Below are 26,869 nucleotides of genomic sequence, written 5' to 3'. Positions count from 1 at the left end.
GTACTTCCTTCTGAACCCTATTGTTGCGAGCTGCTTCCTTCGCCAAATTTACGTGATTGTTACTATCGGTCTCCGTGCCCAGCAAGGATTGCCGCATATGACTGCCCGCAGCGACGAGCATCGGGGTTGGTATACGTCTCGCAAGCTTCCTCATTTCGATTCACCCGATGTTATTCAATTTATAACTTTCAGGCTTGCCGACGGTCTCCCTGCAGCTGTGCTCAAATCATTGAAGAGCGAGTCAAAACGGCTGCCCGACGTTGAACATTCTTATGCGGTTCGGGCGCAGATAGAAGTGCATCTGGACCGTGGCCATGGATGTTGCGTACTGACTCACCCTTCAATGGCAGCAACGCTGCGACAAGCTTTGCAGTTCTATGCCGGCAAGCGTTATGAGCTCATTGCATGGTGCATCATGCCTAATCATGTTCACGTTCTGATCAAGCCAACGTATTCGCTGCCTCGGATCGTTCAAGGATGGAAAACGTATACAGCCCGCTGGGCTCTTCAGAGCGCCACCACATTGGATTTGCAACTCCCTGAGCGCGGTTTCTGGATGCGTGGATATTGGGATCGTTACGTCCGCAGCCAGGCGCATCTCGAAGCCTCGGTGCGCTATATTCATCACAATCCGGTGAAAGCGAAGCTATGTGATTACGCTGAGGATTGGGCGTGGTCGAGCGCGGGCGCTGCTAGAACTGATGCTGCGACAAATCTCGGTTGTTGGTGAGCAGGTGATCTATGGAGGGCCGGGTTCCATCCCGGCCGCGGAGGTGCCGCTACGTACGTTGTCGAGATGGAGCTCGACATTCCATAGCTCCGCTATTTTGACGAAGGTCCGGTTCTCGCTTTGGTCGGAAACAAGCTGCGTGAGAGTGCTTAGGGCCGGACGTGGTTGAGTGCGCTGGAGTGAACGGTAGCGCTGAGACAAATCTCGGTTGTTGGTGAGCAGGTGATCTATGGAGGGCCGGGTTCCATCCCGGCCGCGGAGGTGCCGCTACGTACGTTGTCGAGATGGAACTCGACATTCCATAGCTCCGCTATCTTGACGAAGGTTCGGTTCTCGCTTTGGTCGGAAACAAGCTGCGTGAGAGTGCTTAGGGGCGGACGTGGTTGAGTGCGCTGGACTGGACGGTAGTGCTGAGACAAGTCTCGGTTGGTGGTGAGCAGGTGATCTATGGAGGGCCGGGTTCCATCCCGGCCGCGGGAGTTGCCGCTACGTATGTTGTCGAGATGGAACTCGACATTCCATCGTCCCGTGTTTGATCGAGAGCTGGTCCATCCCGCCAAGATTCTCGGCTGACATCTTGGCGAGATGCAGCTCTACATCCTGCCTGTTACAACAACATCGACCGTATATCGCCTAATAGCTCATCCAAACGCTTGGTGAACTGAGCGGCAGCTGCACCGTTGATGGCGCGGTGGTCGTAGGACAGTGATAGCGGCAGCATCAGCCGTGGCTGGAAGCTGTTTCCGTCCCACACTGGTTGCATGGACGCGCGGCTGACGCCGAGGATGGCGACTTCCGGCGCGTTGACGATCGGCGTGAAGTAGGTACCGCCGATGTGGCCAAGGCTGGAGATCGTGAAACACGCGCCTTGCATGCCGTCGGCTCCGAGTTTCTTGGTGCGCGCCTTTTCGGCCAGCTCGGCTGCTTCAGCCGCCAGTTGCAGCAGGCTCTTCTTGTCCACATCCCGGATCACCGGGACCATCAGCCCATCCGGCGTATCCACAGCGAACCCGATGTGCACGTACTGCTTGTGCACCAGTTGTTTACCACCTGGCACCAATGACACGTTGAAATTCGGCTGTTCGCGTAACAGATGCGCGCACGCCTTGAGCAGGAAGGGCAGGACCGTCAGTTTGACGCCGGCTTTCTCCGCGACCGCTTTCTGATCCTTGCGGAACGTCTCGAGCTCGGTGATATCCGCCTGATCAAACTGGGTAACGTGCGGCACGTTGAGCCAACTGCGATGGATATTGGTCGCGCCGATTTGCTGCAGGCGGGTCATATCCTTGATTTCAACCTCGCCGAAGCGGCTGAAATCAATCTCGGGAACCGGTGGTATGCCCGCGCCTCCGACGGCCCCTTGGCCAGCCCCCTGCTTGGTTTGCTTCATGATCCCTTGCACGTGGGACTGAACATCTTCCTTGAGGATGCGGTCATGCGGCCCACTGCCGCTGATATCGGTCAGATCCACGCCAAACTCACGGGCCAGTTTGCGCACGGCCGGGCCGGCGTGCACCTTGGTGCCCTCGCGGCTGGGACGGCCGACTGGAGGCGGAACGGGTTTATCCCTGTCGGCGCTGGCTTTGGTCTGCTGTGGTTCGGCCTTGTCCTTTTGTTGCTGCTCGTTTGCAGGGGCTTTCGATGCTGCTTGTTTGTCTTCAGACCCCGGCTTGGGCTGCTGTGCTTTGGCTGGCGCGCTATCGGGTTCGCCTTTGACCCGCATGTGCAGGATCAGGTCGCCGGTCTGCACGTCCTGATCCATCTTGGCTTCGATAGAATCAATCACGCCGGCGAAGGGCGCCGGAATCTCCATGCTGGCCTTGTCTGATTCCAGAACCAGCAAGGACTGTTCGGCCTCGACGGAGTCGCCCGGGCTGACCATGATCTCGATGATCTTGGCCTTGCCGTCGCCGATATCGGGTACCTGTACTTCCTTGACTGATTCGCTGGGCGGTGCGGCGGATTCGTCTACGGTTTCCTCGCCGGTTTCCTTCTCAGGCGCTGCCGCTTCTTCCGCTTCGTCGACGGGATGATCGTCGCTGGTGCCTTGCGAATCGTCGGACTGGGCATCTGCCCGGTCTGACTCAGCCTCGGCTGACTCCAGTTCAATCAGGTCGTCACCTTCTTTCAGCTGGTCGCCTAGTTTTACCTTGATGGACTTCACTACGCCGCCCTTGGGGGAGGGGACTTCCATGCTCGCCTTATCCGACTCCAGGGTGATCAGGCTCTGCTCCGGTTCAATGGTGTCGCCTTCCTTGACCAGAATTTCGATGACTTCACCTTCGGCATCGCCGATGCCCGGTACTTTGATAACTTCGCTCATGGCATCGCTCCTTAGCAGTCCAGGGGGTTGGTCTTGTCGGAATCGATACCCAGGGACGTGAGGGCTTCGCCCAGTACCTTGCGTTCCAGTACACCGGCCTCCGCCAGCGCAACGAGGGCGCTGTAGGCAACCCAGTTGCGGTCCACTTCGAAGAAGTAGCGCAGCTTGCGCCGGCTGTCGCTACGGCCAAAGCCGTCTGTGCCGAGCACCTTGAAGGTGCCGGGGACCCATTGGCGTATCTGCTCTGCGTAGAGCTTCATGTAATCCGTGGCGGCAATGACCGGTCCCTTGCGGCCAGCCAGGTTCTGCTCAACAAAGCTGGTACGCGGTTCCTGGTCAGGATGCAGGCGATTCCACCGCTCTACATCCAGCCCGTCACGGCGCAATTCGTTGAAACTGGTGGCGCTCCAAACGTCTGAGCTGACGCCGAATTGCTCCTGCAGAATCTTCGCTGCTTCGCGTACTTCACGCAGAATAGTGCCGCTACCCATCAGCTGGACGTGTAGCTCGCCCGGCTGTTTGGCTTCTTCCAGCAGATACATGCCCCGCATGATGCCTTCCTGGATGTGCTCGCCTTCAGGCAGGGCAGGCTGCGTATAGGCCTCGTTCATGACGGTGAGGTAGTAGTAGACGTTTTCCTGTTCTTCCATCATGCGCCGCGCGCCCTCGCGAATGATCACCGCAAGTTCGTAGCCGTAGCTTGGGTCGTAGCTGCGGCAGTTGGGAACGGTCGAAGCCAGGATGTGGCTGTGTCCGTCCTCATGTTGCAGGCCTTCACCGTTGAGCGTGGTGCGTCCGGCGGTACCCCCAATGAGAAATCCCTTGGTGCGGCTGTCGCCCGCAGCCCAGGCGAGGTCGCCAATGCGCTGGAAGCCGAACATCGAGTAGAAAATATAGAAGGGCAGCATCGGCTGGTTATAGGTGCTGTAAGCGGTGCCCGCCGCAATCCAGCTCGACATTGCTCCCGCCTCGGTGATGCCTTCTTCCAGGATCTGGCCTTTTTTGTCTTCGCGGTAGAACATCACCTGATTTTTATCGACGGGCTCGTATAACTGGCCGACTGAGGAGTAGATACCCAACTGGCGGAACATGCCTTCCATACCGAATGTACGCGCCTCATCCGGCACGATCGGGACGATGCGCGAGCCAAGCTCCTTGTCCTTGACCAGTTGTGACAGGACGCGCACGAAAGCCATGGTGGTGGATATTTCCCGGTCACCGCTGCCGTCGAGCACTGATTTGAGCGTTTCCAGTGGCGGCACCGGTACCTTGAAGCTTTCCGCGCGGCGGGTCGGCATATAGCCGCCCAGCGCCTGCCGGCGTGAGTGCAGGTATTTGTATTCAGCACTGCCTTGTTCAGGCTTGTAGAAGGGCAGTTTTTCCAGATCCTCGTCGTTGACGGGAATGTCGAAGCGATCGCGGAAGGTTTTCAGGCTTTCAATATCAACCTTCTTGGTGTTGTGCGCGGTGTTCTGCCCTTGGCCGGCGCCGGTACCGTAACCCTTGATGGTCTTGGCCAGAATGACGCTCGGCTGGCCAGTATGATTGACCGCTGCGTGATAGGCCGCATACACCTTGTAGGGGTCGTGCCCGCCACGGTTGAGCTTCCAGACCTCGTCATCGGAAAGATCCTTGACCATTTCCTCCAGCTCCGGGCGTGCGCCGAAGAAATGTTCGCGGACATAGGCGCCATCGTTGGCCTTGTAGTTCTGGTAGTCGCCGTCGACTGCTTCATCCATGCGTTGTTGCAACAGGCCGTCTTCATCCTTGGCGAACAGTGGATCCCACAAACGTCCCCAAATGACTTTGATCACATTCCAGTCAGCGCCGCGGAAGTTGCCTTCCAGCTCCTGAATGATCTTGCCGTTGCCACGTACCGGGCCGTCCAGGCGCTGCAGGTTGCAGTTGACTACGAAGATCAGGTTGTCGAGTTTTTCGCGCCCCGCCAGCGAGATGGCGCCGAGAGATTCCGGCTCGTCGGTCTCGCCGTCGCCCAGAAAGCACCAGACCTTCTGCTTGCCCGGCTCGATAAATCCGCGGTGCTCCAGGTATTTCATGAAGCGCGCCTGGTAGATAGCCTGAATCGGTCCGAGCCCCATGGATACTGTGGGGAATTGCCAGAAATCGGGCATCAACCAGGGGTGCGGATAGGACGACAACCCGTTGCCATCGACTTCCTGACGGAAGTTATCCAGTTGCTCTTCGCTGATGCGGCCTTCGAGATAGGCGCGCGCGTAAATACCGGGCGATGCATGGCCCTGGAAGAACACCAGGTCGCCGCCGTGTTCGTCGGTCGGGGCCTTGAAGAAATAATTGAAGCCAATGTCATAGAGCGTTGCGCTCGAGGCGAAGGTGGAAATATGGCCGCCAAGATCAGGGTCCTGCTGGTTCGTGCGCATCACCATCGCCAGGGCATTCCAGCGCACCATCGAACGAATGCGGCGTTCCATGAACAGATCGCCCGGCATGCGTGCTTCGTGGGTGACGGGGATGGTGTTGCGGTAAGGCGTAGTAATCGAATAGGGCAGCAGCGTCCCGCTGCGGGTGGCCAGTTCTTCCATGCGCGTGATCAGGTAATGCGCGCGGTCCTCGCCTTCAGCATCCAGCACGGATTCCAGTGAGTCGAGCCATTCCTGGGTTTCGAGCGGATCGATATCTTGCGGCTTCATATTGTCTCCAGACCTTGTGGGCCAATCAGCCGTGTGAGCGGTTGGCTTTTTGCCGGCTGATGCGGTGTTGGTGTTGTGTTTGTAGTTTTACTACAAAAAAGGCCGCCACTCCAGCTTGAAATGGATATTTTTGTAGTGAAACTACAGGCGGTACGGCATCAATCCGGCGGGGACTTTTCCCGCTGCGCCGCACGTGTCAAGCTGCCTGAATAGTCTTCGTACAGGATAGACCATGCCTTCTTTCTTACCGCGTTCGCTGCCTGCATCGTTGCAAACATTAGTTGAACATCATCTGCAACAGTGGCGCACAGCCTTGCAAAACGAAACGCTGGAAGCGCGCATCGGTGAGCTGGGTGAGGACTTCGAGGCCCAATTACCGACGGTGTTGGCCGGCAGCGACTACGTGGCCGAGCAGCTGCGACGCGACCCGTATATAGCCTGGCGCCTGAATGAAGCGGGGTTGCTGCAGCGCGATTTGCGAGCCGGTGAAATGTCCGAGCTGCTGACGGAAGCGCTGGCCTCGGTGAGCAACGAAGACCAATTGAGCGAGACGCTGCGCAGGTTCCGCCAGCAGCACCAGGTACGCATCATCTGGCGCGACCTGACGCGACAGGCCGCGACCATGCGCACCACGCGTGAATTGTCCGACATGGCGGACGCCTGTATCGAGCAGGCCTATCAATGGCTGTACAAGCAAGCCTGCGAAACCCTCGGCACGCCGACTGATTCGGCGGGCGAGCCGCAGCATATGGTGGTGCTGGGCATGGGTAAACTGGGCGCGCAGGAGCTCAACCTTTCCTCCGATATCGACCTGATATTTGCCTATCCCGAGGCGGGGGAAACCACCGGCGGCCGGCGAAGCCTGTCCAATCAGGAGTTCTTCATTCGTGTGGGACAGCGCCTGATCCGCGCGCTGGATAACATCACTGTGGATGGATTTGTGTTCCGCGTAGACATGCGGTTGCGCCCATACGGGGACAGCGGCGCATTGGTGTTCAGCTTCGATGCGCTGGAACAGTATTACCAGAGCCAGGGCCGCGACTGGGAACGCTACGCGATGATCAAGGCGCGCGTCGTGGCCGGTGATCAGGCGGCAGGCGCGGAGCTGTTGTCGATGCTCAAGCCCTTTGTCTACCGGCGTTATCTGGATTTTGCAGCGATCGAGGCGCTGCGCAACCTCAAGTTGATGATCCAGCGAGAGGTCAAGCGCAAGGGGTTGCAGGACAACGTCAAGCTCGGTTCAGGCGGGATCAGGGAAGTTGAGTTTATCGGCCAGGCATACCAATTGATTCACGGCGGTCGCGATCGTGCGCTGCAGCAAAAGCCCATCCTGGCGGTACTGGACGTTCTCGCAGAGAACGATTACATGCCCGACCGCGCGGTCGATGAGCTGAAGCGGGCCTACCTTTTTCTGCGCGATGCCGAGCATGCGCTTCAGGCGTTGGATGACCGACAGACGCAGATGCTGCCTACTGATCAGGAGTCGCGGGCGCGCATCGCTTTTGTCATGGGTTTCGACGACTGGGACAGCTTGCGCGCCGCGCTGGATGCACATCGGCAACGGGTGGAAGCGCATTTCGCCTATGTCATTGCCGACCCGGATGATGAAACCGATGATGACGCCCCATTGCACTCCGAGTGGATGCCGCTGTGGGAGGGCGCTCTTGAGCCGGAGCAGGCGCTCGAACAGCTGAGTGAAGCCGGTTTTCGCCAGCCTGACCTGGCCTGGCGGTTAGTACAGGGTTTGCTGAATTCTGGTCGTGTCAGGGGGATGCAGCGTGCCGGTCGCGACCGTCTGGATGTGTTCATGCCGCGCCTTTTAGGGATGGCTGCAGAGCAGGACAATCCGGACCTTGCGCTGGAACGTGTCATGCCGCTGGTTGAGGCGGTCGCACGGCGCTCGGCGTATCTGTTGCTGCTGACAGAAAATCCCGGCGCGCTGCACGAGTTGTTGGTGCTGTGCAGCGCCAGCCCCTGGATCGCCGAACAGATAACCCGTTACCCGGTTGTTCTGGATGAGTTGCTGAACGCCGGGCGCCTGTATCGTCCGCCGGAAACCGAAGAGCTGGTGGACGAGCTACGCCAACAGCTGACCCGTATACCCGAGGATGATCTCGAGCAGCAGATGGAAGTGCTGCGTTATTTCAAACGCGCCCATGTTTTGAGAGTAGCGGCATCCGAGCTGGCGGGCACCTTGCCGCTGATGAAAGTCAGCGATTATCTGACCTGGATTGCCGAGGCGATCCTGCAGCAGGTGCTGCGCCTTGCGTGGCGCGAACTGACCCAGCGCCATGGCGCGCCGAAGCGCCGCGACGGCTCGGATTGCGAGATGGATTTTGTGATTCTTGGCTATGGGAAGGTGGGCGGGATCGAGCTGGGTCATGGTTCGGATCTGGATCTGGTATTCATCCATGACGGTGACACCGAGGCGGAAACTGAAGGTGCCAAGCCGATCGAAGGCAGCCGCTTCTTTACCCGCCTGGGTCAGCGCATCATTCATATCCTCAATGCGCAGACCACCTCCGGTGCGCTTTACGACGTTGATATGCGCTTGCGACCTTCGGGCGAATCCGGATTATTGGTCAGTTCTCTCGAGTCCTTCTCCCGTTACCAGCGCGAGGGCGCCTGGACCTGGGAGCATCAGGCGCTGGTCCGGGCCAGAGTGCTGGCAGGCTGCAAGCGGCTGAATCACCGCTTTCAGAATTTGCGGGCAGAGGTACTCGGTCGCGAGCGTGATGAAGCCGGCTTGCGAAAAGAGGTGCTGGCGATGCGTGCCCGCATGCGTGACAACCTCGCTACCCGCACCACTAACGCGGGATTCGCTCCGGCTGCGTTTACTGCCGAGGCACAGTTTGATCTCAAGCAGGACGCCGGAGGTATCGTCGATATCGAATTTATGGTGCAATATGCGGTTCTGGCCTGGTCGTGCCGATACCCCGAGTTACTGCGCTATACCGATAACATCAGAATTCTAGACGGGCTGCGCGACGCCGGGTTGATAGCCGGTGACGACGTTCTACGTTTGCAGGAGGCTTACAAAGCCTACCGCGCAGCAGCCCATCGCCTGGCCCTGCAAAAACAGCCGGGCAAAGTGAGCGGCGACCAGTTTCATGATTTCCGACGCGGAGTCATCGCACTCTGGCAGCAATGGCTGCCGGACGACCGAGACGAATGACGGCTTGCAGCCGTGTTCACGCGGGCACGCCTGGTCAGACCAAGAACCGAATGAATATTAGACAAAGATTAATGAATGGAGCTGGCTGCTATGTCGATGGCCGATCGTGATGGTGTTATCTGGTTTGATGGTGAAATGCTGCCCTGGCGTGACGCTAACGTCCATGTACTGACGCATTCGCTGCACTACGGTATGGCTGTATTTGAAGGCGTACGCGCCTACAACACCCCGGACGGAACCGCAATCTTCCGTCTGGAAGCGCACACCGACCGCCTGTTCGATTCCGCCCACATCATGGGCATGAAAATTCCGTACACCAAAGAGCAGATCAACGACGCCATCTGCGCCACGGTGCGTGACAATAATCTGGAAACGGCCTACATCCGCCCGTTGGTATTCTACGGATCCGAAGGTATGGGTATTCGCGCCGATAACCTTAAGGTCCACGTCACTATTGCAGCCTGGCACTGGGGTGCATACATGGGAGAGGCGGCGCTGGAGCAGGGCATCAAGATCCGCACCAGCTCCTTTACCCGTCACCACGTCAACATCACCATGACCCGCGCCAAATCCAGTGGCGCCTACATGAACTCCATGCTGGCGCTGCAGGAAGCTGTTTCCGGTGGTGCTGAGGAAGCACTATTGCTGGATCCGGAAGGTTACGTTGCAGAGGGTTCCGGCGAAAACATATTCATCGTCAAGGGCGGCGTCATTTATACGCCAGAAGTCACCGCTTGCCTGAACGGCATCACGCGTAGCACAGTGCTGACCCTGGCCGGAGAAATGAATATCCCGGTTGTGGAAAAGCGCATTACCCGTGATGAAGTCTATATTGCCGATGAAGCCTTCTTTACCGGTACAGCGGCAGAAGTTACCCCGATCCGCGAACTGGATAACCGTCAGATCGGCGAAGGCCGCCGCGGTCCCATCACCGGCAAGCTGCAGAAGGCTTACTTCGACCTGGTCAACGGCCAGAGCGGCGCCCACGCTGAATGGCGTACCTTGGTACGTAAGTCCTGAGCCGAAGCTCGATGCCGGGGGCACAACCTGCTGCCTCCGGTCTTCGCTAATGCTTGAGGCTTAACGCTTATGAGAATTCTGGTTATTGGTCCCAGCTGGGTCGGCGACATGGTCATGGCGCAGACGCTGTTTGCTTGCCTTAAGCTGGGTCACGGCTCTGATTGCGAAATAGACGTGCTGGCGCCTGAGTGGAGTCGGCCGATTCTTGAACGCATGCCGGAAGTGCGTAATGCACTGAGCTTTCCGCTGGGGCATGGGGTGCTGGACATCAAGACCCGCCGTACCATTGGTAAAGGCCTGGCCGGTCAGTATGACCAGGCGATCCTGCTGCCCAACTCGCTGAAATCTGCGCTGGTGCCTTTTTTTGCCGGCATTCCCAAGCGCACCGGCTGGCGCGGCGAAATGCGCTTCGGTCTGCTTAACGATATCCGCAAGCTGGACAAGGATCGTTATCCATTGATGATCGAGCGCTTCATGGCGCTGGCCTTTGAGCGCGACCATGAACTCAGCAAGCCCTATCCGCGTCCGACCTTGCAAATCGATCCCGCCACACGCGACGCCGCGCTTGCGCGCTTCGGCCTGGAGCTCGACCGCCCTGTGTTGGCGTTGTGTCCGGGTGCCGAGTTCGGTGAATCCAAACGCTGGCCGGTGGATCATTACGCCAGTGTCGCCGATCAGAAGATTCGCCAGGGCTGGCAGGTGTGGTTATTCGGCTCGAAGAATGATCACGCCGTAGCCGAGGATATCCGCTCGCGGTTGATTCCGGGGCTGCGGGAAGAGGCAACCAACCTGGCCGGCGAAACCAGTCTGGCTGACGCGATCGATTTGATGTCCTGCGCGTCTGCGGTAGTCAGCAATGACTCAGGGCTGATGCATGTCGCAGCGGCACTGGATCGGCCGCTGGTGGCTGTCTATGGTTCTACGTCGCCAGGTTTTACCCCGCCGCTTGCTTCGCACGTGGAGTCGGTACGCCTTGGGCTTGATTGCAGTCCCTGTTTCGATCGTACTTGCCGGTTTGGGCACTACAACTGCCTTCGCGACCTGAAGCCGGCGCTGGTGGTCGATGCCCTGAACCGCCTGGTCGGTGATCCGCTGGCCGACCCGCTGGATGTGTAGTTGATGCGAGTATTGCTGATCAAGACGTCGTCCATGGGCGATGTTATCCATACGCTGCCGGCCTTGACCGACGCGCAGCGAGCCATCCCCGGCATCCGGTTCGATTGGGTTGTCGAGGAGGGCTTTGCGGAGATTCCCGCGTGGCACCCGGCGGTCGCTGAAATCATTCCGGTCGCGATCAGGCGCTGGCGCAAGAGTCCGTTGCAGACATTGCGCCGCGGTGAATGGTCACGCTTCAAACAACGTCTGCGCGCCACGTCGTATGACCTGGTAATTGATGCCCAGGGTTTGCTCAAAAGCGCTCTGCTAACGCGTTACGTCAAGGCGCCCGTGGTCGGCCTCAACAAGGCTTCCGCACGCGAACCATTAGCAAGCCGCTTTTATACTGACGCTATCGACGTGCCCTGGGGGCAGCATGCGGTGGAGCGGGTGCGCCAGTTGTTTGCTGCGGCACTAGGTTACAGCGTACCGGAGCGGATCGGGGATTACGGTCTCGACCGCCGGAGCTTGGCCGGGAACAAATCTGATCTGCGTTATGTGATGTTTCTTCACGGCACTACCTGGGACAGTAAGCACTGGCCCGAGAGCTACTGGCGCCAGCTGGCTGAGTGGGCGGTGTCGATGGATCTCCAGGTCCGCTTGCCCTGGGGCAACGATGTGGAGAAAAAACGTGCGGAGCGCATAGCCTCTGATTTGCCTGGCGTCGACGTGCTGCCGCGCATGTCGCTGGCGGGGATGGCGAGCATGCTCGCAGGCGCTTCTGCCTGCGTTGCGGTCGATACAGGACTGGGGCATCTGGCGGCCGCGCTTGATGTGCCTACGCTTTCGCTCTTTGGTCCGACTAACCCCGGCTTCACCGGCGCTTATGGCGCGGCACAGCGTCACCTGGCTGCTGATTACCCAGCCTGCGTGCCCTGCATGCAGAAGCAATGCACTTACAAACCCACCGCTGAAGAAGCCCGCGAGTTTGATATGCAGCGCGAACAGCCGTTCTGTTTTACCCGGTTGAATCCGCGACGCATCCAGGCAGAACTGCTATCGCTGCTGAAACAGGGTGCAAACTGATGCAGTTGGCCTTTGTCCTTTATAAGTACTTCCCGTACGGCGGGCTGCAACGTGATTTCATGCGTATCGCGCAGGTGTGTCAGGTCCGTGGGCATGCAGTACGGGTCTATGTGTTGTCCTGGGAGGGTGATATACCGCAAGGCTTCGACGTGCAACGGGTACCGGTCAAGGCTTTGACCAATCATCGTCGCAACGAGCGTTTCGCCGCCTGGGTGCAGGCCGATCTGGCGCGACGTCCAGTGGACCGCGTGATCGGGTTCAACAAGATGCCCGGGCTGGATGTGTACTATGCCGCCGACCCCTGCTATGAGCACAAGGCGCGGACGCAGCGCGGCCCGCTGTACCGCTTGGGTGCACGATACAAACATTACTCGGCATTCGAGAAAGCGGTGTTTTCTCCTGCCGCGCGTACCGAAATATTGATGATCTCCGAGGTGCAGCAACCGCTGTTCATGCAGTACTACCGCACCCCAGCGGAGCGGTTCCATCTGCTGCCACCGGGTATCGCCCCGGATCGCCGGGCGCCTGCCAATGCAGAGCAGATCCGTAACGCGTTCCGCCGTGAGTTTGAACTTGGCGATACGGATTTGCTGATCGTACAGATCGGCTCGGGCTTCAAGACCAAAGGCCTGGACCGCTCGATACGCGCACTGGCCTCGCTGCCTGCCGGCCTGCGAGCGCGGACCCGGCTGATGGTGGTGGGGCAGGATGATGCACGGCGTTTCCGAGCGCAGGCCAAGGCTGACGGTGTAGCTGATCGCGTAGAATTCCTTCAGGGTCGCGATGATGTTCCACGCTTCTTGTTAGGCGCTGATCTGCTGATTCACCCGGCCTATAACGAGAACACTGGCACGGTGCTGCTCGAAGCCCTGGTTGCCGGTCTGCCTGTGCTGACGACCGACGTGTGCGGTTATGCGCATTACATCGAGGAGGCTGATTGCGGTCTGGTGGTGCCGAGCCCATTCAGTCAGCATCAACTGAACAGCAGGCTGGCGCGCATGCTGGAAGACGATGAGGTACGAGGCCGCTGGCATGCCCAGGCGCTGGCGTTTGCCGATCAGGCCGATTTGTATAGCCTGCCCGAAAAAGCAGCCGATGTGATTCTGGGAGACATGGATTGAAGCTGATACTGGCCGAACCCTTCAAAACGCTCTGGAGCGGGCGCGATGCCTTTGTTGAAGTTGAAGAGCTTCAGGGTGAAGTGTTCCGCGAGCTTGAGGCGCGACGTACCTTGCGCACCGTGGTCGATGGCCGGGGCTATTTCGTCAAGATTCACCGGGGTGTTGGTTGGCGTGAGATCTTCAAGAACTGGCTAACCCTTAAAGCACCGGTATTGGGTGCAGGTCAGGAATGGCAAGCGATCCAGGCGCTAAACGCAGCGGGTGTCGCGACCATGACTGCCGTGGCCTTCGGTGAGCGAGGGGCCAATCCAGCCGACCAGCATTCGTTCATCATCACTGAAGAGCTGGCGCCGACCATCAGCCTTGAAGACTACGCGCACAACTGGCGCAGCAACCCGCCTGATCCTGCCCTCAAACGCGCACTGATCGAAGAAGTGGCAACGATGACGCGGCAGATGCACCAGGCGGGCGTCAATCACCGCGACTGTTACATCTGCCATTTCCTGTTGCACACAGACACCGAGCCGACGGCGAGCAATCTGCGGTTGTCGTTGATTGATCTGCATCGTGCGCAGATTCGTCCCAGCGTGCCACGTCGCTGGCGGGACAAGGATCTGGCCGGGCTGTATTTTTCTGCATTGAACATAGGGTTGACGGAGCGCGACAAGCTGCGCTTTCTGCGTGTGTATTTTGATCGGCCGCTGCGTCAGATCCTTACAGAAGAAGCAGTGCTGCTGAGCATGCTGGAACGCAAGGCCGCACGGCTGCAGACGCGCTTCGAGCGCAAATATGCCCCGGGTAGTGATGCATGACCGGCTGGACCCTCAATCCTGAATACGCAACCGGTGTCAGCGGACGACTGTTCGCTGATCTGGATACAGTTTTTGCGCTGGAAGGCGAGTTGATAACGACCGACCCTATCAGTACGGTTCATCGGGTATGGGTTGGCAATCGCTACTATTACGTGAAGCGTTACACGGGCGCGGGCAAGAATCTGCGCCGCTACATCGGACGTCCGCGGGTCCAGGCAGAATGGGAAAACCTTCTGCATTTTCATGCCTGGGGTATTCCGTCCGCCACGGTAGTTGGCTTCGGGCTGGAGCGGCGTGACGGCGCCTTTCACCGGGGTGCACTTATCACCCAGAATCTGCATGGGACGTCGGACATGGCGAATATTGCCAAGAACCGTGACCCCCGGTTTTTGTGCAAGCGATGGGTTGCCCACGTATCGAGGCAGATTGCCCATGCCACGCGCATGATGCATGACCAGAACTTTGCTCATAACGACCTGAAGTGGCGCAATATCCTGGTCGACGAGAAGCCATTTCCAGACGTCTATATGATTGACTGCCCCGGTGGGAATTTCTGGGTGGGGCCCATGTTGAAATATCGAATAATCAAGGACCTGGCCTGTCTCGACAAACTGGGTAAGCGCGTCCTGAGCAGAACGCAGCGGCTGCGCTTCTTTCTGGACTATATCGAGAGACCCACGCTGTCGCCGGCGGACAAGAAACAGGTTCGGGCAGTATTGAATTTCTTCAAGGGGCGAGAATGAGCGAGTCGCCTTTCATTGCAGTCAACGCCCGCGAGGTACTGGCACGTCATGGCCTTGATAATTTCGAGGGGCTATGGAACTGCCGATGCAACGCCAGCAGCAAGCGAGTAATGCGCCGGGGTGGTTGGAATACCGTTGTGCGGCTTGAGCTCGAAGACATCAATGGGCATTTGCAGACCTTTTATCTCAAACGTCAGGAGAACCAGCTCGTACGCAGCCGGTTGCATCCTCTGGGTGAGCCAATCTATGCGCGCGAATTTCGTTTCATCCAGCGCTTCGCCCACCTGGGTATCCCGTCACTTGAAACTGCATTCTTCGCTCAGCGTCGCCAGGACGGTAACCACCAGGCCATTCTGCTGACTCGCGCGCTGGATGAATACCGCTCACTGGATATCTGGTTCGAACGTTGGCCCGACCTGGAATGGCAGGGCAAGCAAGACCTGATCATGGCGGCCGCTGCGCTGGTGCGCGCATTACACAACGCCGGCAAGATGCATAACAGCCTGTATCCCAAACAGATTTTCCTCAAGTTGGACGGCGACGGCGCGGGTGCACGGCTGATTGATCTGGAAGAGACCCGCAGAGCCTGGTTCGGCGAACGGGACCGTGTCAGAGACTTGAGCAGCCTGCATCGGCGTACCCAGGTGGCCACCAATAGCCAGCAATTGCGGTTCTTTTTGGCATATATGGGCCGGTCGCGTCTGGATGACGAAGCGCGCCAGCTGTTGATACGCATACTCAGTCGTCGCTCGCCGGAATAATCAAACGATGAATATCACCGAGCAATTACGTCGCGCCGAACGCAACCCGCCGGCACCCTTCAGCGTGCCACTTACGGACGGCGGCGACCTGACTGTTCACCGCTGGTTGCGGATTTTGCCGGCCAAGCGGTTGGTTGCGCAGGGCGAGCTGGCCGGCAAGCCCGTTCTGGCTAAGCTCTTCATCGCGCCGGCTGCGAAACGGCATTGTGTTCGGGAGCTGGAGGGTATCGAGGCGGTGCTTGGCGCGGGACTTGCCTCGCCAGCCATCATCAGCCAGGGTGCACTCCCGGGCGGTGGTCAGTATCTGCTCACCGAATTTCTTGAAAGAGCAGAAAGTCTCGAAACGCAATGGGACGCCCTGAGCCACGAGCCCGCAGGAAGCGAACCAGCATTGCGTTTGCTGCGTCTGGCTCTGACAGGTATCGCTGCGATGCATGCCAAAGGGCTGGTGCAGCGCGATCTGCATCTCGGTAATTTTCTTATGCATGATGGCGCGTTGCAGGTCATTGATGGTGATGCGGTGGAGGTTCTCAGCCAGGGGCAGCCGATAACCGCCCAGCAGGCTGAAGAGAATCTGGCTATCTTCTTCGCGCAGCTGAACCCCGGCTGGGACGCGTGGGTGGAACAGCTGCTGCTCGCCTATCTTGAGACAAACCCCCATCAAGCTATCCACCCCGAGAATCTCGCGAAACTGATAGGCGCCAAGCGCCAACTCCGCCTTGAAAACTACCTCGACAAGTCACTGCGCGATTGCACGGAATTTGCGGTAAAGCGTGATTGGGGACGGTTTGAGGTATGTCGGCGCAGCGATGTTGTCGAGCTGGAACGTCTGCTTGACGCGCCAGACCAATGCTTCACCCAACAACCCTTGCTTAAGGATGGCGGCAGTAGCACCGTGGCCCTGGCTTCAACCGGAGTACGAGAGGTTGTGGTTAAACGCTACAACATCAAGAATGCAATTCACTGGCTCAAGCGCTTCTGGCGACCAAGCAGAGCATGGCACTGTTGGCTCTCGGCGCATCGGCTGCAGTTTCTCGGCATCGCCACGCCAACTCCGTTGGCGATGGTCGAGCAGCGTAATGGCCCGCTCCGCAGTACAGCCTGGCTAGTCACCGAATATTGCTCCGGGGTTAACCTGCTGGAGCGCTTCGGTACTGATGGCGACAGGACGCCTACGGAGGAAGAGGCTGCAGCGCTACTCCGATTGTTTGGGCAGCTTTTTCATGCGCGAATCAGCCACGGCGATTGCAAAGCAACCAACCTGCTTTGGCGTCTGGAAGAAATCGTTCTGATTGACCTGGATGGGATGCGGTTCTACGAAACCGACAGTTCGGCCTGGCGCAAAGCGTGGGAGGCTGATCGGGCGCGTTTCCTGCGCAACTGGCCCGCAGGGAGTCCGCTTGGGATGTGGCTTGATTCGCAACTTCCGCGTTCAGCTGGCCTCTGAAATCACTTTTCGCTATTGGTGTGAACCAAAAAGGGCGATTGGGTACTAATGACTCTAGGATTTAAGGCATAGTCTGTTCATGGTTCTCACCATGGTTTCTGACTCGCAAGCCGAACAAGATCATGGAGAAATCATGAACAACCGACCACAATCACGCCATATCCTGCAGATTTGCCATGGATACGGGGGCCCCTTTCTGGACTATGCTCGGCAATACGCGAGCTTGTTTGCGGATACGCCTTATAAAGTTACGACGGTATTTCTTTCGGGTGAGCCGAGCGACGAAGTCGTGACTGCATGCCAGTCCGATGAGGTCATTTTTCTCGAATATAGATCCAAAGCGTTGAAAGGAATCAAGCTGCGTGCGATTCGCGAGATCCGCCGCATAGTCAAAACGAAAAACTTCTCACTATGTATCGCGCACAGGTCGAAGCCGGCTTATATCGCCTGTCTCGCTACTCGATTGCCTATTATTTGGGTGCACCATGCGTATGGCGCTTATGATCGACTCGATCGGCGCTTATTCGCTCAGGCTTACCGTAAGCGTATACAGGCATTGGCCGTGTCTGATTCGGTCCGCGACGCTATCAGAGCACGCCTCCCAAACTGGCCCAGTGAGCGCATCCAAACGCTCTACTACCACATCGATATCCCCGCGGTCCAAGCCCAGCAGTTTGACCGTGCGGAGGCCAGGCAGCAGCTCAAGCTTCCACAGAACGCCTGGATCGTCGGGAATGTAGGAAGGCTGCATCCAGACAAGGATCAGGCGACGCTCATCAAAGGGTTTGCAGCAGCCTTGTCTGACCTGCCCAAGAACAGTTGTCTGGCCATCCTGGGTCGTGGAAGGCTGGAAAAAGAGCTGAAGTCCTTGGCGATACAACTGAACATCTCCAAGCGCGTCTTCTTCGTAGGTGAAGTCCCCGACGCACGCAGGTACTTCAAGGCATTCGACGTGTTTGTATTGAGTTCCGACCATGAGCCATTTGGCATGGTTCTGCTAGAAGCCATGGCAGCTGGCGTTCCCGTAGTGTCCAGCGACTGCGGTGGTGCCCGGGAAGTGGTAGACGGGGCAGGTCAGCTGTTTCGGCAGGGCGATGGGCTAGCATTAGCCGGATGCCTGGTAAAGGCGTCAGAGGCTGCAGATCCCGCCGTTGAGGAGCAGCGACAGGCCATGCGCAAAAAACTGATCAATGAATTCTCTGATGCGGCTGGTAAGAAGCGCTTTTGGGGGCTGTCGATGGTCGCAGCTACTGCGTAGAAGGAACTGGCCAGAAGTCGGACAACTCCCTTCGGCGGTTCCATCCGGATCGCTTAGCAGGATATACTCGCCCTTTTTTCAAGGGCAACGTTGTGATTTCGAGCATTGCGCGACAGGCCTGCGCCCTTAAATCTTTCCTGAGTAGTTCATGTCACAACAAGTGTTTCCGGAGCCGTAGCGCTCCCGGAAACCGATTGTCTGTGCGCTGCGTTCGACAAGCATCCCCTTTGAGGTTATATCCGCAATGGAGGGTCTCATGATCGCTAGTGACTCAGGTGCGGACGGCGCCCAATGGGTTTTGCAGTTGTGTCATGGATATGACGGACCTTTCATGGATTGCGCGAGGCAGTATGCTGCTTTATTCAAAGACACTGAATATAAAGTCTGCACGGTTTATTTCACTGGCGTCGCTAGCGAAGAGGTCAGGCGCGGCTCGGCGTCTGATGAAGTCGTGTTCCTTGACTATTCCAGTCGGCAGCTGAGAGGGCTTAAGCTGGGTGCGATCACCGCTGTAAGAAAAATAGCAGCGGCCCGAGAGTATCAGCTGTGCATAGCCCATCGTTTCAAGCCAACATACGTTGCGCTACTGGCGACCTCATTGCCTGTCATTGGTATCCAGCACGCATTCGGGGTATACCGTAGAAGATCACGGCGGTTGTTAGCTAATATTTTCAGACAGCGACTATTGTTGTTGTGTGTTTCTGATTCTGTCCGTGATGATGTCATGGACAGTCTGGGTACAAAAGAATCCAGTCGTGTTCAAACGCTCTATAACCGCATCGACATCGACGCAGTGCGCACTGGACAGTTGTCGCGTGCAGCCGCAAGACGCAGCCTGGAGCTGCCTGAATCGGCCTGGATCATCGGAAACGTCGGCCGTCTCCATCCGGATAAAGACCAGGCGACCCTGATTCGCGGTTTCGCCAAGGCTCGTTCAGAGCTTCCGAAAAATAGTCTTTTGGTAATCATTGGCAAGGGTAAGCTTGAAGCTGAACTACGCCAACTCGCTGCAGATCTAGAGATCAAGGATGTAGTCTTGTTTCTAGGGCAGGTTCCCGATGCGCGGCGGTTTTTCAAGGCATTCGATGTTTTTGCGCTTACGTCGGATCATGAGCCGTTTGGAATGGTGTTGCTTGAGGCCATGGCAGCAGATATACCCATTATTTGCGCAGACAATGGCGGCGCGAAGGAAGTGGTAGAAGGCTACGGACAGCTCTTTCCCTTCGCAAACCCGGCGGCGCTGAGAGAATGTATTCTCAAAGAGTATCAGAGACGCAACTGTTTAAATGGCTTCGCAGCGATGAGGGACGCTCCGCTGGAGTCCCTTTTTTCAGATGATGCCGCTAGAGAAAGATTTTCATCCATTATCAACAAGCGCTTTTCATTCAATATATGAATTATTCCCCATCAGATATGTCAGCTGGCGAGCCCAGTATTTGCTTCGTTATCCCTTATTTTGGTGCGTGGCCGTTCTGGTTTCCCTTTTTCCTGCAAAGCTGTCGCCGTAATCCGGATGTGAACTGGCTGTTTTTCTCAGACTGCGGCATCCCACCGTTCCTGCCCGCGAATGTACGGTTTGTGGAAACGTCCTATGCAGACTATTGCGAATTTGTTAGTGAACGCCTGGGTGTAGAATTTTATCCCGATAACCCCTACAAACTTTGTGACATCAAGCCGGCTTTGGGGCATATCCATGAGGAGGCCATCGAGAGCTACGATTTCTGGGCGTTCGGGGATATAGACGTCATTTACGGGAATCTAAGAAAATACTTCACTGCTGAGCGCTTGCAGGCGAAGGATCTCTTTTCTACACATGAACGACGGGTGTCCGGACATTTATGCATTGTAAGAAATACCCGTCGGATGCGGGAGGCTTATCGTCTTATTCCAAAATGGCGCGAACGCTTTAGCAATCCTGAGCATCAAGCCTTGGACGAAGGTGCATTCAGCAGGCTTTTCATCAGACATAAAAATTGGCCGGAGTCGCTCCGCCGTTTTGCCGCGCGGTTCAATAACTGGTATGTACGCAGTGAGTTCATAGAAGCCCATAGCACTTTCACCATTCTGCAAGATGGCCAACGGGAGCTGCCCTGCGCATGGTTCTGGCTGGACGGGGAGCTGACAAACAGCCTTCAGACCGGTAAGAACTTTCCGTATCTACACTTCCTTTCTTGGAAAAAAAACGAATGGGCGCAGGAATCTGAAGCTGATCTGATGGGCCCAGCAGGGTTGATTGAGGAAAGGGGATGGAAAATCACCGCCTCCGGGTGGGCTCCTCTGGTAGAGGCGAAGTAATGCACCCAACTTCCCCGTCTGATCCATTGGTTTCCGTTATTGTCCCGTGTTACAACTACGCTCGTTATGTTGGCGACGCGATAGCGAGCATATTGGAACAAGACTACCTAAACTTTGAACTGATCGTTGTTGACGATGGTTCAACCGATGGTAGTCTAGAAGCCATAAATAAAGCACTTGAGTGTCATGGAAAAGAAAGTCTCGTTAAACATATCGAAGTTGTATCTCAGAAAAATGCCGGTGTCAGTTCGGCGTTGAATTACGGTCTGGATCGGGCAAGTGGAGAGTTCGTTGCTACCTTTGATGCGGATGATTTGATGGTCCCGGGCCGACTGAGCCTTCAGGTCGCCTACCTGAAGAATAATCCTGCTGTTGGTTGTCTCGGAGGTAGAGCTGTCAGGATTGATGAGGACGGTAAACTTCTGGCAAGTAAAGCAAAAAATAAAAAGGTCTGTTCCTACGATTTCGAGGCTGCGCTAGAGTGTGCACTTGTTGTCGGTGGTAACTTGGCCATGTATAGAAGAGATGCGTTGGATGCAGTCGGGGGGTATGATCCCGATATCAAGGTACAAGATTTCCAGATGACATTAAAAGTCGCCCATGAAGGCTACAGGATCGATGTGTTGTCTGACATAATAACCTTGTATCGTAAGCATCACGGCAGTCTCTCGACCCAGTATAAGGCAGAACTTGGTTATGGAATCAAGCTTATCGATATGTATAAGTCTTATCCCGGCTATGAGTCTGCAAAGGCGCGATTACTAGTAAAAGCTATGCGGTTCGCTGTGATTGAAGATAAGTCTTTTGCTTGGTCACTTCTTCGACAGATACCGTTGCGGCAATGGGATATGAAAACGTTGCGGCGGGTGAGGCATCTGTTGTTCAAGCCGGAGAAGAAAATTTGAGTGTCAAGGAAGACTCCTCCTTCATTGAGCGCGTCGGTAAACTGTATTCGACGAGGGGCCCTGAGCTAAATCTTGATGGAACATTGCGAGGCTGGCTGGCGTTGGGAGTTCTTTGGTTTTTGCTGGGCGTTGCGTTAGCGCCCTCCAGCAAGCCTTATAATCAGATCCTGATCGTTCTCTTCTGGATTCCTGCGTTAATTCTCTGCTTCCGTGAACGAGAAGCCTATGGCAATCTGTTTGCCGCGGCGAAACCATTAATAGCGGGGCTTACGCTAATATTTTTGTGGGCTGGGGTTAGTCTTTTATGGGCGGAGAATATCGATCCGTTTCGTGAACTCAAGCGGTTGGTTTACGTGGCCCTGTTTCTTTTTGGACTTGCTTTTGTAGCGAGAGATAATGTCGATCGTCTGGTTCTGATATTAAGAGTTGCCGGAATAGGCTTGGCCGTCGCTGCATTGGTTTCGCTTATCTCTTTCTACGGTATAAAAGGGCTGCCTCTGACCACCCGGCTTGAAGGAACAGGGTTGCTCGACCATCCTATTATCGGGGGTTATCTGATAGCCATCAGCCTCCTCTGGTTGTCATCGATTCCCCCAGTTTCCCGAGCTGCGCGAGCGGGGTGGCTCGCTTGTCTAGTTCTATTGTTTGTTTATGCCGTGATGACACAAAGTCGTGGGTTATGGACCGCATTGCTGGGGGCGCAGCTCGGATTTGCTATGTTGCAGGGAGGAGTTGTGGTCTGGATAGCATCGGTGGCTATGGTCGCGTTCGCTGGTCTCGGATTTTGGCAGTTTGAATCAATTATCTTGGAGCGAGGCACGTCCTACAGGCCCGAAATTTTTTTTGAAAGCGTCCGCATGATGTTAGACCGACCCATTGGCGGGCTTGGCCTTGGAACAGAGTACGACGTTGTTGTAGAGGAATGGGTTTTTCCTCACAGCCACAACCTTTTCCTTCATGTGGGACTAGAGCTTGGAGCGGTAGGGCTGCTTATCTGGCTTTGGATCTGGGGTTGTTGTTTGAAAGTTGGCTGGCATCATAGAAAAACTCCCTGTGGCTCCGCTCTATTGAAGATTATGTTGTTTTGCTCTATAGCTTTAATGTTTGATGGGAATAGTTTGTGGACGGCACCGCGTCCGGATTGGTTTTTTTCATGGCTTCCCCTTGGCCTGGCTCTGGCGATAGTTGTATCGGCGCGCGATGGGTCTAAAAGTTTGTCCGGTCGCTAACAGATCATTCAATCAAGACCCGGCGGTGCACTGAAGAGTGATTTCTTTAACAGGTATCCACAGTTGAAAGGGCATCCGGATCTTATTTAGAGGGTGTCTGAAGCCGCTTTGATACGATTTGACACCTCTAATACTTCTGTAACGGCGAAGACCTGTTGATTCACTCTTTTCCTAGCGGCCATATGTTTGCGTCAGCTGGCTTTCGCTCCGTTATTTCTTTTCAGCCGCGAACAGGGCTTTGGTAGCTGAGCTCACCAGTGACCAATCCTCCTCATAACGCATCAAGTGCCGATAGTTTCTCGCGCGCATCTGTTGCGAAAGGGGGCGGCCCAGGCAGCGCATATCTGAGATGTCGATCAGTCCAAAGCGGCCTTCGGGGGTCAATACGATATTGCCCATGTGCAACGACCGAAAATAGATTCCCAGATCGTGCAGGAGCGTTATGAATTCGGCGAGGCGTCCGAACAGCTCTACCTGATCTCTGTCCGGCGCCAGGTTAAGCAACTGACGGAGGGTGAGCCCTGGAAGCGGGTCGTAGTGGACCACAGAGCGGTAAGGGTTCTCCAGCTTGTAAAGCTGTAGAACACAGGGGCATGGGATGTTCAGGCGTTCGAGCTCGGCAGCGTTGTCGGCGAAGCGTTTCGCTGGTGGATAGAAAGCCGTTTTCGACAACCAGCTTTTACGGCGAAATAGTTTGAGAAATGTCCCGTCCGCCAGGCGCAGCACCTTTTCGCCGTACCGATCCTTTTCCAGAATCTCGGCATTCGCGCGCCAGCTCTGATATTGCGCCAAGTCCAGTGGTTGCATGCTGCCTTCCCGGGAAAAAAGGGCAGTTTACAGCATCGGGTCGAGGGGCTCATCTGTCTGTTCCGGGGCGCGCAAGAGTGGTCGCTTGGGCTGTGTTAAACTCCGGCCCTGACTCATTATTGCGAAGCGTCTATGTCGGATTCTCAAAACGAAAGCTTTACCCGCTCAAGCGTACGCATCTATCTCCGTCTGTTGAGCTACGTCAGGCCCTACTGGATCCCGTTTGCCGTCAGCATTCTGGGCTTCATGATTTTCGCCTCCAGCCAGCCGGCGATGGCCTGGATGTTGAAATATTTCGTTGATGGTCTAACCGCGGGGTCAAGTGGTGAATTTCTTGGCTATCCGCTGATCTGGGGCTTTCCGCTGTTCATTGTTCTGGTTTCGATTTATCAAGGTATTGGGTCCTTTCTGGGCAATTACTACATCGCCAAGGTGTCCCTGGGCATCGTGCACGATCTGCGCACTGCGCTATTCGATAATTTTCTGACGCTACCCAATCGGTATTTTGACAACCACAACTCGGGTCATCTGGTCTCGCGGGTGACCTTCAATGTCACCATGGTCACCGGCGCGGCGACAGATGCCATCAAGGTTGTGTTCCGGGAAGGGCTGACGGTGATATTCCTGTTTGGCTATCTGCTGTGGATGAACTGGCAGCTCACGCTGGTATTAATGGGGATCCTGCCCGTCATCGGCGTCATGGTTTCCAGCACCAGCAAGAAATTTCGCAAGCAGAGCAAAAAGATTCAGACAGCGATGGGTGATGTGACCCATGTCACCTCCGAAACCATTACGGGTTATCGGGTGGTCCGCAGTTTTGGCGGTGAGCAATACGAGTCTGAACGATTTCACAAGGCCAGCGAAGCAAATCGGGAGCGGGGTCTGAAAATGACCCGCACGGGGGCGGTATTTACGCCCAGCCTTCAGCTGGTCACTTACGGCTCTATGGCGTTTGTCATGTTTCTCGTGCTGCTGCTGCGCGGCGAAGCCACCGCTGGTGATCTGGTTGCCTACATCACTGCAGCCGGCATGCTCCCCAAGCCTGTTAGGCAGTTGTCTGAAGTCAGTGCGAACATTCAGAAGGGTATCGCTGCAGCGGAAAGCATTTTTGAACAATTGGATGAAGAGCCCGAGACCGATACCGGCACCTACGAATCGGAGCGGGTAAGCGGCCGCATAGAGGTGCGTGATCTGCATTTCAATTACCCGCAAACGGATAAAGTGGTTCTCGAGGACATCAACTTCTCCGTCGAGCCCGGCCAGATGGTCGCCCTGGTAGGAAGGTCTGGAAGCGGCAAGTCGACGCTGATCAGCCTGATTCCGCGTTTCTACCAGCACACTCAGGGCCGCATCCTGATTGACGGGGTTGATGTCTCAGAGTATCGGCTGCGCAACCTGCGCCGTCACATAGCGCTGGTCACTCAGCACGTGACACTGTTCAACGATACGATCGCGAATAATATTGCCTACGGAGATCTCGCCGGTGCGCCCCGAGAGGACATCGAACGGGCGGTGGAAGCGGCTTACGCCAAGGAATTCATTGATAAATTGCCAGACGGGCTGGACACCATGGTCGGCGAAAATGGCGTGCTTCTGTCGGGTGGTCAGCGCCAGCGGTTGGCGATCGCCCGGGCGCTGTTGAAGAATGCGCCGTTGTTGATTCTTGACGAGGCGACCTCCGCACTGGATACCGAGTCGGAGCGTCATATTCAGAGCGCGCTGGATCACGTTATGCAAGGCCGGACTACGCTGGTCATTGCGCATAGGCTTTCAACAATCGAGAAGGCAGACATCATCCTGGTGATGGATCAGGGCAAGATTGTTGAGCGTGGCAGTCATGCTGAATTGCTCGCGCAGAATGGCTATTATGCGCGGCTACACAGCATGCAGTTCCAGGACGATGCGCCGCACGCCTGAACACATACCATATAGCCCGCGGGGCTGATTGAACGGGAACCACTATGAAGTTGACCATGCCACGTTTTGATTCCGCGCCGGTGTTGGTAGTAGGCGATGTGATGCTTGACCGATATTGGCATGGGCCAACCCACAGGATTTCCCCTGAAGCGCCGGTCCCGGTGGTCAAGGTTGATCAGATAGAGGATCGCCCCGGCGGTGCGGGTAACGTGGCGCTGAACATCGCAGCGTTGGGCGCACCCGCCTGGCTTGTAGGTGTGACTGGTGAGGATGAAGCGGCGGTAAGTCTGCGGCAGACATTGAACGCTGCCGGCGTATATTGTGATTTCCAGGCGCACGCGTCGAGCCCGACTGTCACCAAGCTGCGCGTGCTGAGCCGTCATCAACAGCTTATCCGGCTGGACTTTGAAGAGCCCTTTGCAACGGACGGTGCGGCAATGCTGGATTCCGTGCGTGGCCTGCTCGACAAGGTCAAAGTCATGGTGCTATCGGATTATGGCAAGGGCGCATTGGTCAATCACCAGGAGCTGATAGCCCTGGCGCGCGCGAAGAACATTCCGGTTCTGGCTGATCCGAAAGGGACAGATTTCACCATCTACAAGGGCGCGACCCTGATCACGCCAAACCTGTCCGAGTTCGAAGCGGTTGTCGGCCGCTGTGCCAGCGAGCAGGAGCTCGTTGATAGAGGCATGGCGCTGGTGGAGCAGCTGGAGCTTGACGCTATGCTGGTTACCCGCAGTGAGCAGGGAATGACGCTGTTGAGCAAGGGGCAGCCGCCTCTCCATTTGCCGGCCCGGGCCCGTGAAGTATTTGATGTCACAGGCGCGGGGGACACGGTTATTTCCACGCTCGCCACGGCGTTGGCCGCGGGTGAATCCCTGCCTCGTGCTGTTGCGCTTTCCAATCTGGCTGCCGGTATCGTAATCGGCAAGTTGGGTACTGCAGCGATCAGCGCGCCCGAATTGCGCCGCGCTGTGCAGCGTGAGCAGGGCAGTGAACGCGGTGTATTGGGTATCGAGCAATTGCTGGTCGCGATTGCGGATGCCCGCGCGCATGGTGAGCGGATTGTCTTCACCAATGGTTGCTTCGATATTATTCATGCCGGACACGTAGGCTATCTTGAGGAAGCGCGCAGCCTGGGTGATCGGCTCATCGTGGCGATCAACGATGACGCGTCGGTTACGCGGCTCAAAGGGCCAGGCCGCCCGATTAACGCTGTGGACCGTCGTATGGCGGTGCTGGCAGGGTTGGGCGCGGTTGACTGGGTGACCTGTTTTGCAGACGACACGCCCGAGGAGTTGCTGAGACAGATCAAGCCGGACGTGCTGGTCAAAGGCGGCGATTACAGTGTGGATCAGGTGGTGGGTGCGCCTATCGTTCAGGAATACGGCGGCGACGTTCGCGTGCTGAACTTCGTGGAAAGCTGTTCCACCACCGCGATTGTCGAGCGTATTCGCGAGAAATCAGATAGCTGAT

General features: G+C 56.6%; 20 protein-coding genes. 17 read left to right on the top strand and 3 right to left on the bottom strand.

Annotated features, from left to right (window positions below; all coding sequences use genetic code 11):
- The first annotated feature begins 97 nt into the window (after positions 1-97).
- On the top strand, positions 98-730 hold the full coding sequence (locus tag HG264_RS08965) for a transposase (RefSeq protein WP_169407336.1): 633 nt from the start codon (positions 98-100) through the stop codon (positions 728-730).
- A 607-nt stretch (positions 731-1,337) separates the two neighbouring features.
- Here HG264_RS08965 and aceF read toward each other — a convergent pair.
- Positions 1,338-3,053 (bottom strand): dihydrolipoyllysine-residue acetyltransferase, encoded by a 1,716-nt coding sequence (gene aceF, locus HG264_RS08960; protein WP_169407335.1) that lies wholly within the window; start codon positions 3,051-3,053, stop codon positions 1,338-1,340.
- A gap of 11 nt (positions 3,054-3,064) precedes the next feature.
- A complete protein-coding gene (gene aceE / locus HG264_RS08955) occupies positions 3,065-5,722 on the bottom strand; it encodes a pyruvate dehydrogenase (acetyl-transferring), homodimeric type (RefSeq protein ID WP_169407334.1) in 2,658 nt (885 codons plus the stop codon).
- 232 nt (positions 5,723-5,954) lie between these two features.
- Here aceE and glnE point away from each other — a divergent pair, with 232 nt between their 5' ends.
- The 14 genes from glnE to HG264_RS08885 all read left to right on the top strand — a co-directional run bounded on the left by glnE (position 5,955) and on the right by HG264_RS08885 (position 22,669).
- Positions 5,955-8,897 carry a bifunctional [glutamate--ammonia ligase]-adenylyl-L-tyrosine phosphorylase/[glutamate--ammonia-ligase] adenylyltransferase gene (gene glnE, locus HG264_RS08950; protein WP_169407333.1) on the top strand — a complete coding sequence of 981 codons (2,943 nt, stop codon included), beginning with the start codon at positions 5,955-5,957 and terminating at the stop codon, positions 8,895-8,897.
- A gap of 90 nt (positions 8,898-8,987) precedes the next feature.
- Complete coding sequence (locus HG264_RS08945) at positions 8,988-9,917, top strand: branched-chain amino acid transaminase (RefSeq protein ID WP_169407332.1); 930 nt, start codon at positions 8,988-8,990, stop codon at positions 9,915-9,917.
- Positions 9,918-9,986: 69 nt separating this feature from the next.
- Positions 9,987-11,033 carry a lipopolysaccharide heptosyltransferase II gene (waaF, locus tag HG264_RS08940; protein WP_169407331.1) on the top strand — a complete coding sequence of 349 codons (1,047 nt, stop codon included), beginning with the start codon at positions 9,987-9,989 and terminating at the stop codon, positions 11,031-11,033.
- A gap of 3 nt (positions 11,034-11,036) precedes the next feature.
- Complete coding sequence (gene waaC / locus HG264_RS08935) at positions 11,037-12,098, top strand: lipopolysaccharide heptosyltransferase I (RefSeq protein ID WP_169407330.1); 1,062 nt, start codon at positions 11,037-11,039, stop codon at positions 12,096-12,098.
- Positions 12,098-13,219, top strand: a complete 1,122-nt coding sequence (locus HG264_RS08930) for a glycosyltransferase family 4 protein (RefSeq protein WP_169407329.1) — start codon at positions 12,098-12,100, stop codon at positions 13,217-13,219. Before waaC ends, HG264_RS08930 begins: the two co-directional genes overlap by 1 nt.
- Positions 13,216-14,031, top strand: coding sequence for a lipopolysaccharide core heptose(I) kinase RfaP (gene rfaP / locus HG264_RS08925; protein WP_169407328.1), 816 nt, complete (start codon positions 13,216-13,218; stop codon positions 14,029-14,031). Before HG264_RS08930 ends, rfaP begins: the two co-directional genes overlap by 4 nt.
- Positions 14,028-14,774, top strand: coding sequence for a lipopolysaccharide kinase InaA family protein (locus HG264_RS08920; RefSeq protein ID WP_169407327.1), 747 nt, complete (start codon positions 14,028-14,030; stop codon positions 14,772-14,774). The genes rfaP and HG264_RS08920 overlap by 4 nt, the downstream gene beginning before the upstream one ends.
- Positions 14,771-15,535 (top strand): lipopolysaccharide kinase InaA family protein, encoded by a 765-nt coding sequence (locus HG264_RS08915; RefSeq protein WP_169407326.1) that lies wholly within the window; start codon positions 14,771-14,773, stop codon positions 15,533-15,535. The genes HG264_RS08920 and HG264_RS08915 overlap by 4 nt, the downstream gene beginning before the upstream one ends.
- A gap of 7 nt (positions 15,536-15,542) precedes the next feature.
- Positions 15,543-16,982 (top strand): lipopolysaccharide kinase InaA family protein, encoded by a 1,440-nt coding sequence (locus HG264_RS08910; RefSeq protein ID WP_169407325.1) that lies wholly within the window; start codon positions 15,543-15,545, stop codon positions 16,980-16,982.
- Positions 16,983-17,115: 133 nt separating this feature from the next.
- The gene (locus tag HG264_RS08905; RefSeq protein WP_169409074.1) at positions 17,116-18,240 is read left to right on the top strand and encodes a glycosyltransferase; all 1,125 of its coding nucleotides are present in this window, start codon (positions 17,116-17,118) and stop codon (positions 18,238-18,240) included.
- A 256-nt stretch (positions 18,241-18,496) separates the two neighbouring features.
- Positions 18,497-19,636, top strand: a complete 1,140-nt coding sequence (locus HG264_RS08900) for a glycosyltransferase (protein ID WP_169407324.1) — start codon at positions 18,497-18,499, stop codon at positions 19,634-19,636.
- Positions 19,633-20,535, top strand: coding sequence for a DUF6625 family protein (locus tag HG264_RS08895; RefSeq protein WP_169407323.1), 903 nt, complete (start codon positions 19,633-19,635; stop codon positions 20,533-20,535). Before HG264_RS08900 ends, HG264_RS08895 begins: the two co-directional genes overlap by 4 nt.
- Positions 20,487-21,440 carry a glycosyltransferase family A protein gene (locus tag HG264_RS08890; protein WP_256663833.1) on the top strand — a complete coding sequence of 318 codons (954 nt, stop codon included), beginning with the start codon at positions 20,487-20,489 and terminating at the stop codon, positions 21,438-21,440. The genes HG264_RS08895 and HG264_RS08890 overlap by 49 nt, the downstream gene beginning before the upstream one ends.
- Positions 21,377-22,669: an O-antigen ligase gene (locus HG264_RS08885; protein ID WP_169407322.1), complete on the top strand. Its 1,293-nt coding sequence runs from the start codon at positions 21,377-21,379 to the stop codon at positions 22,667-22,669. The genes HG264_RS08890 and HG264_RS08885 overlap by 64 nt, the downstream gene beginning before the upstream one ends.
- Positions 22,670-22,879: 210 nt before the next feature.
- Here HG264_RS08885 and HG264_RS08880 read toward each other — a convergent pair whose 3' ends face one another.
- Entirely contained in the window at positions 22,880-23,476 is a 597-nt protein-coding gene (locus HG264_RS08880; RefSeq protein ID WP_169407321.1) for a toluene tolerance protein, read from the bottom strand.
- 132 nt (positions 23,477-23,608) lie between these two features.
- Here HG264_RS08880 and msbA point away from each other — a divergent pair, with 132 nt between their 5' ends.
- Positions 23,609-25,393, top strand: a complete 1,785-nt coding sequence (gene msbA / locus HG264_RS08875) for a lipid A export permease/ATP-binding protein MsbA (RefSeq protein ID WP_169407320.1) — start codon at positions 23,609-23,611, stop codon at positions 25,391-25,393.
- A gap of 44 nt (positions 25,394-25,437) precedes the next feature.
- The gene (gene hldE / locus HG264_RS08870; RefSeq protein ID WP_169407319.1) at positions 25,438-26,868 is read left to right on the top strand and encodes a bifunctional D-glycero-beta-D-manno-heptose-7-phosphate kinase/D-glycero-beta-D-manno-heptose 1-phosphate adenylyltransferase HldE; all 1,431 of its coding nucleotides are present in this window, start codon (positions 25,438-25,440) and stop codon (positions 26,866-26,868) included.
- Position 26,869: the final 1 nt, after the last annotated feature.

It is taken from the genome of Pseudomonas sp. gcc21, from assembly GCF_012844345.1.
GTDB lineage: Bacteria > Pseudomonadota > Gammaproteobacteria > Pseudomonadales > Pseudomonadaceae > Halopseudomonas.
The sequence above is the reverse complement of the archived record's forward strand: the minus strand, read 5'-3'. Positions and strand labels throughout refer to the sequence as shown.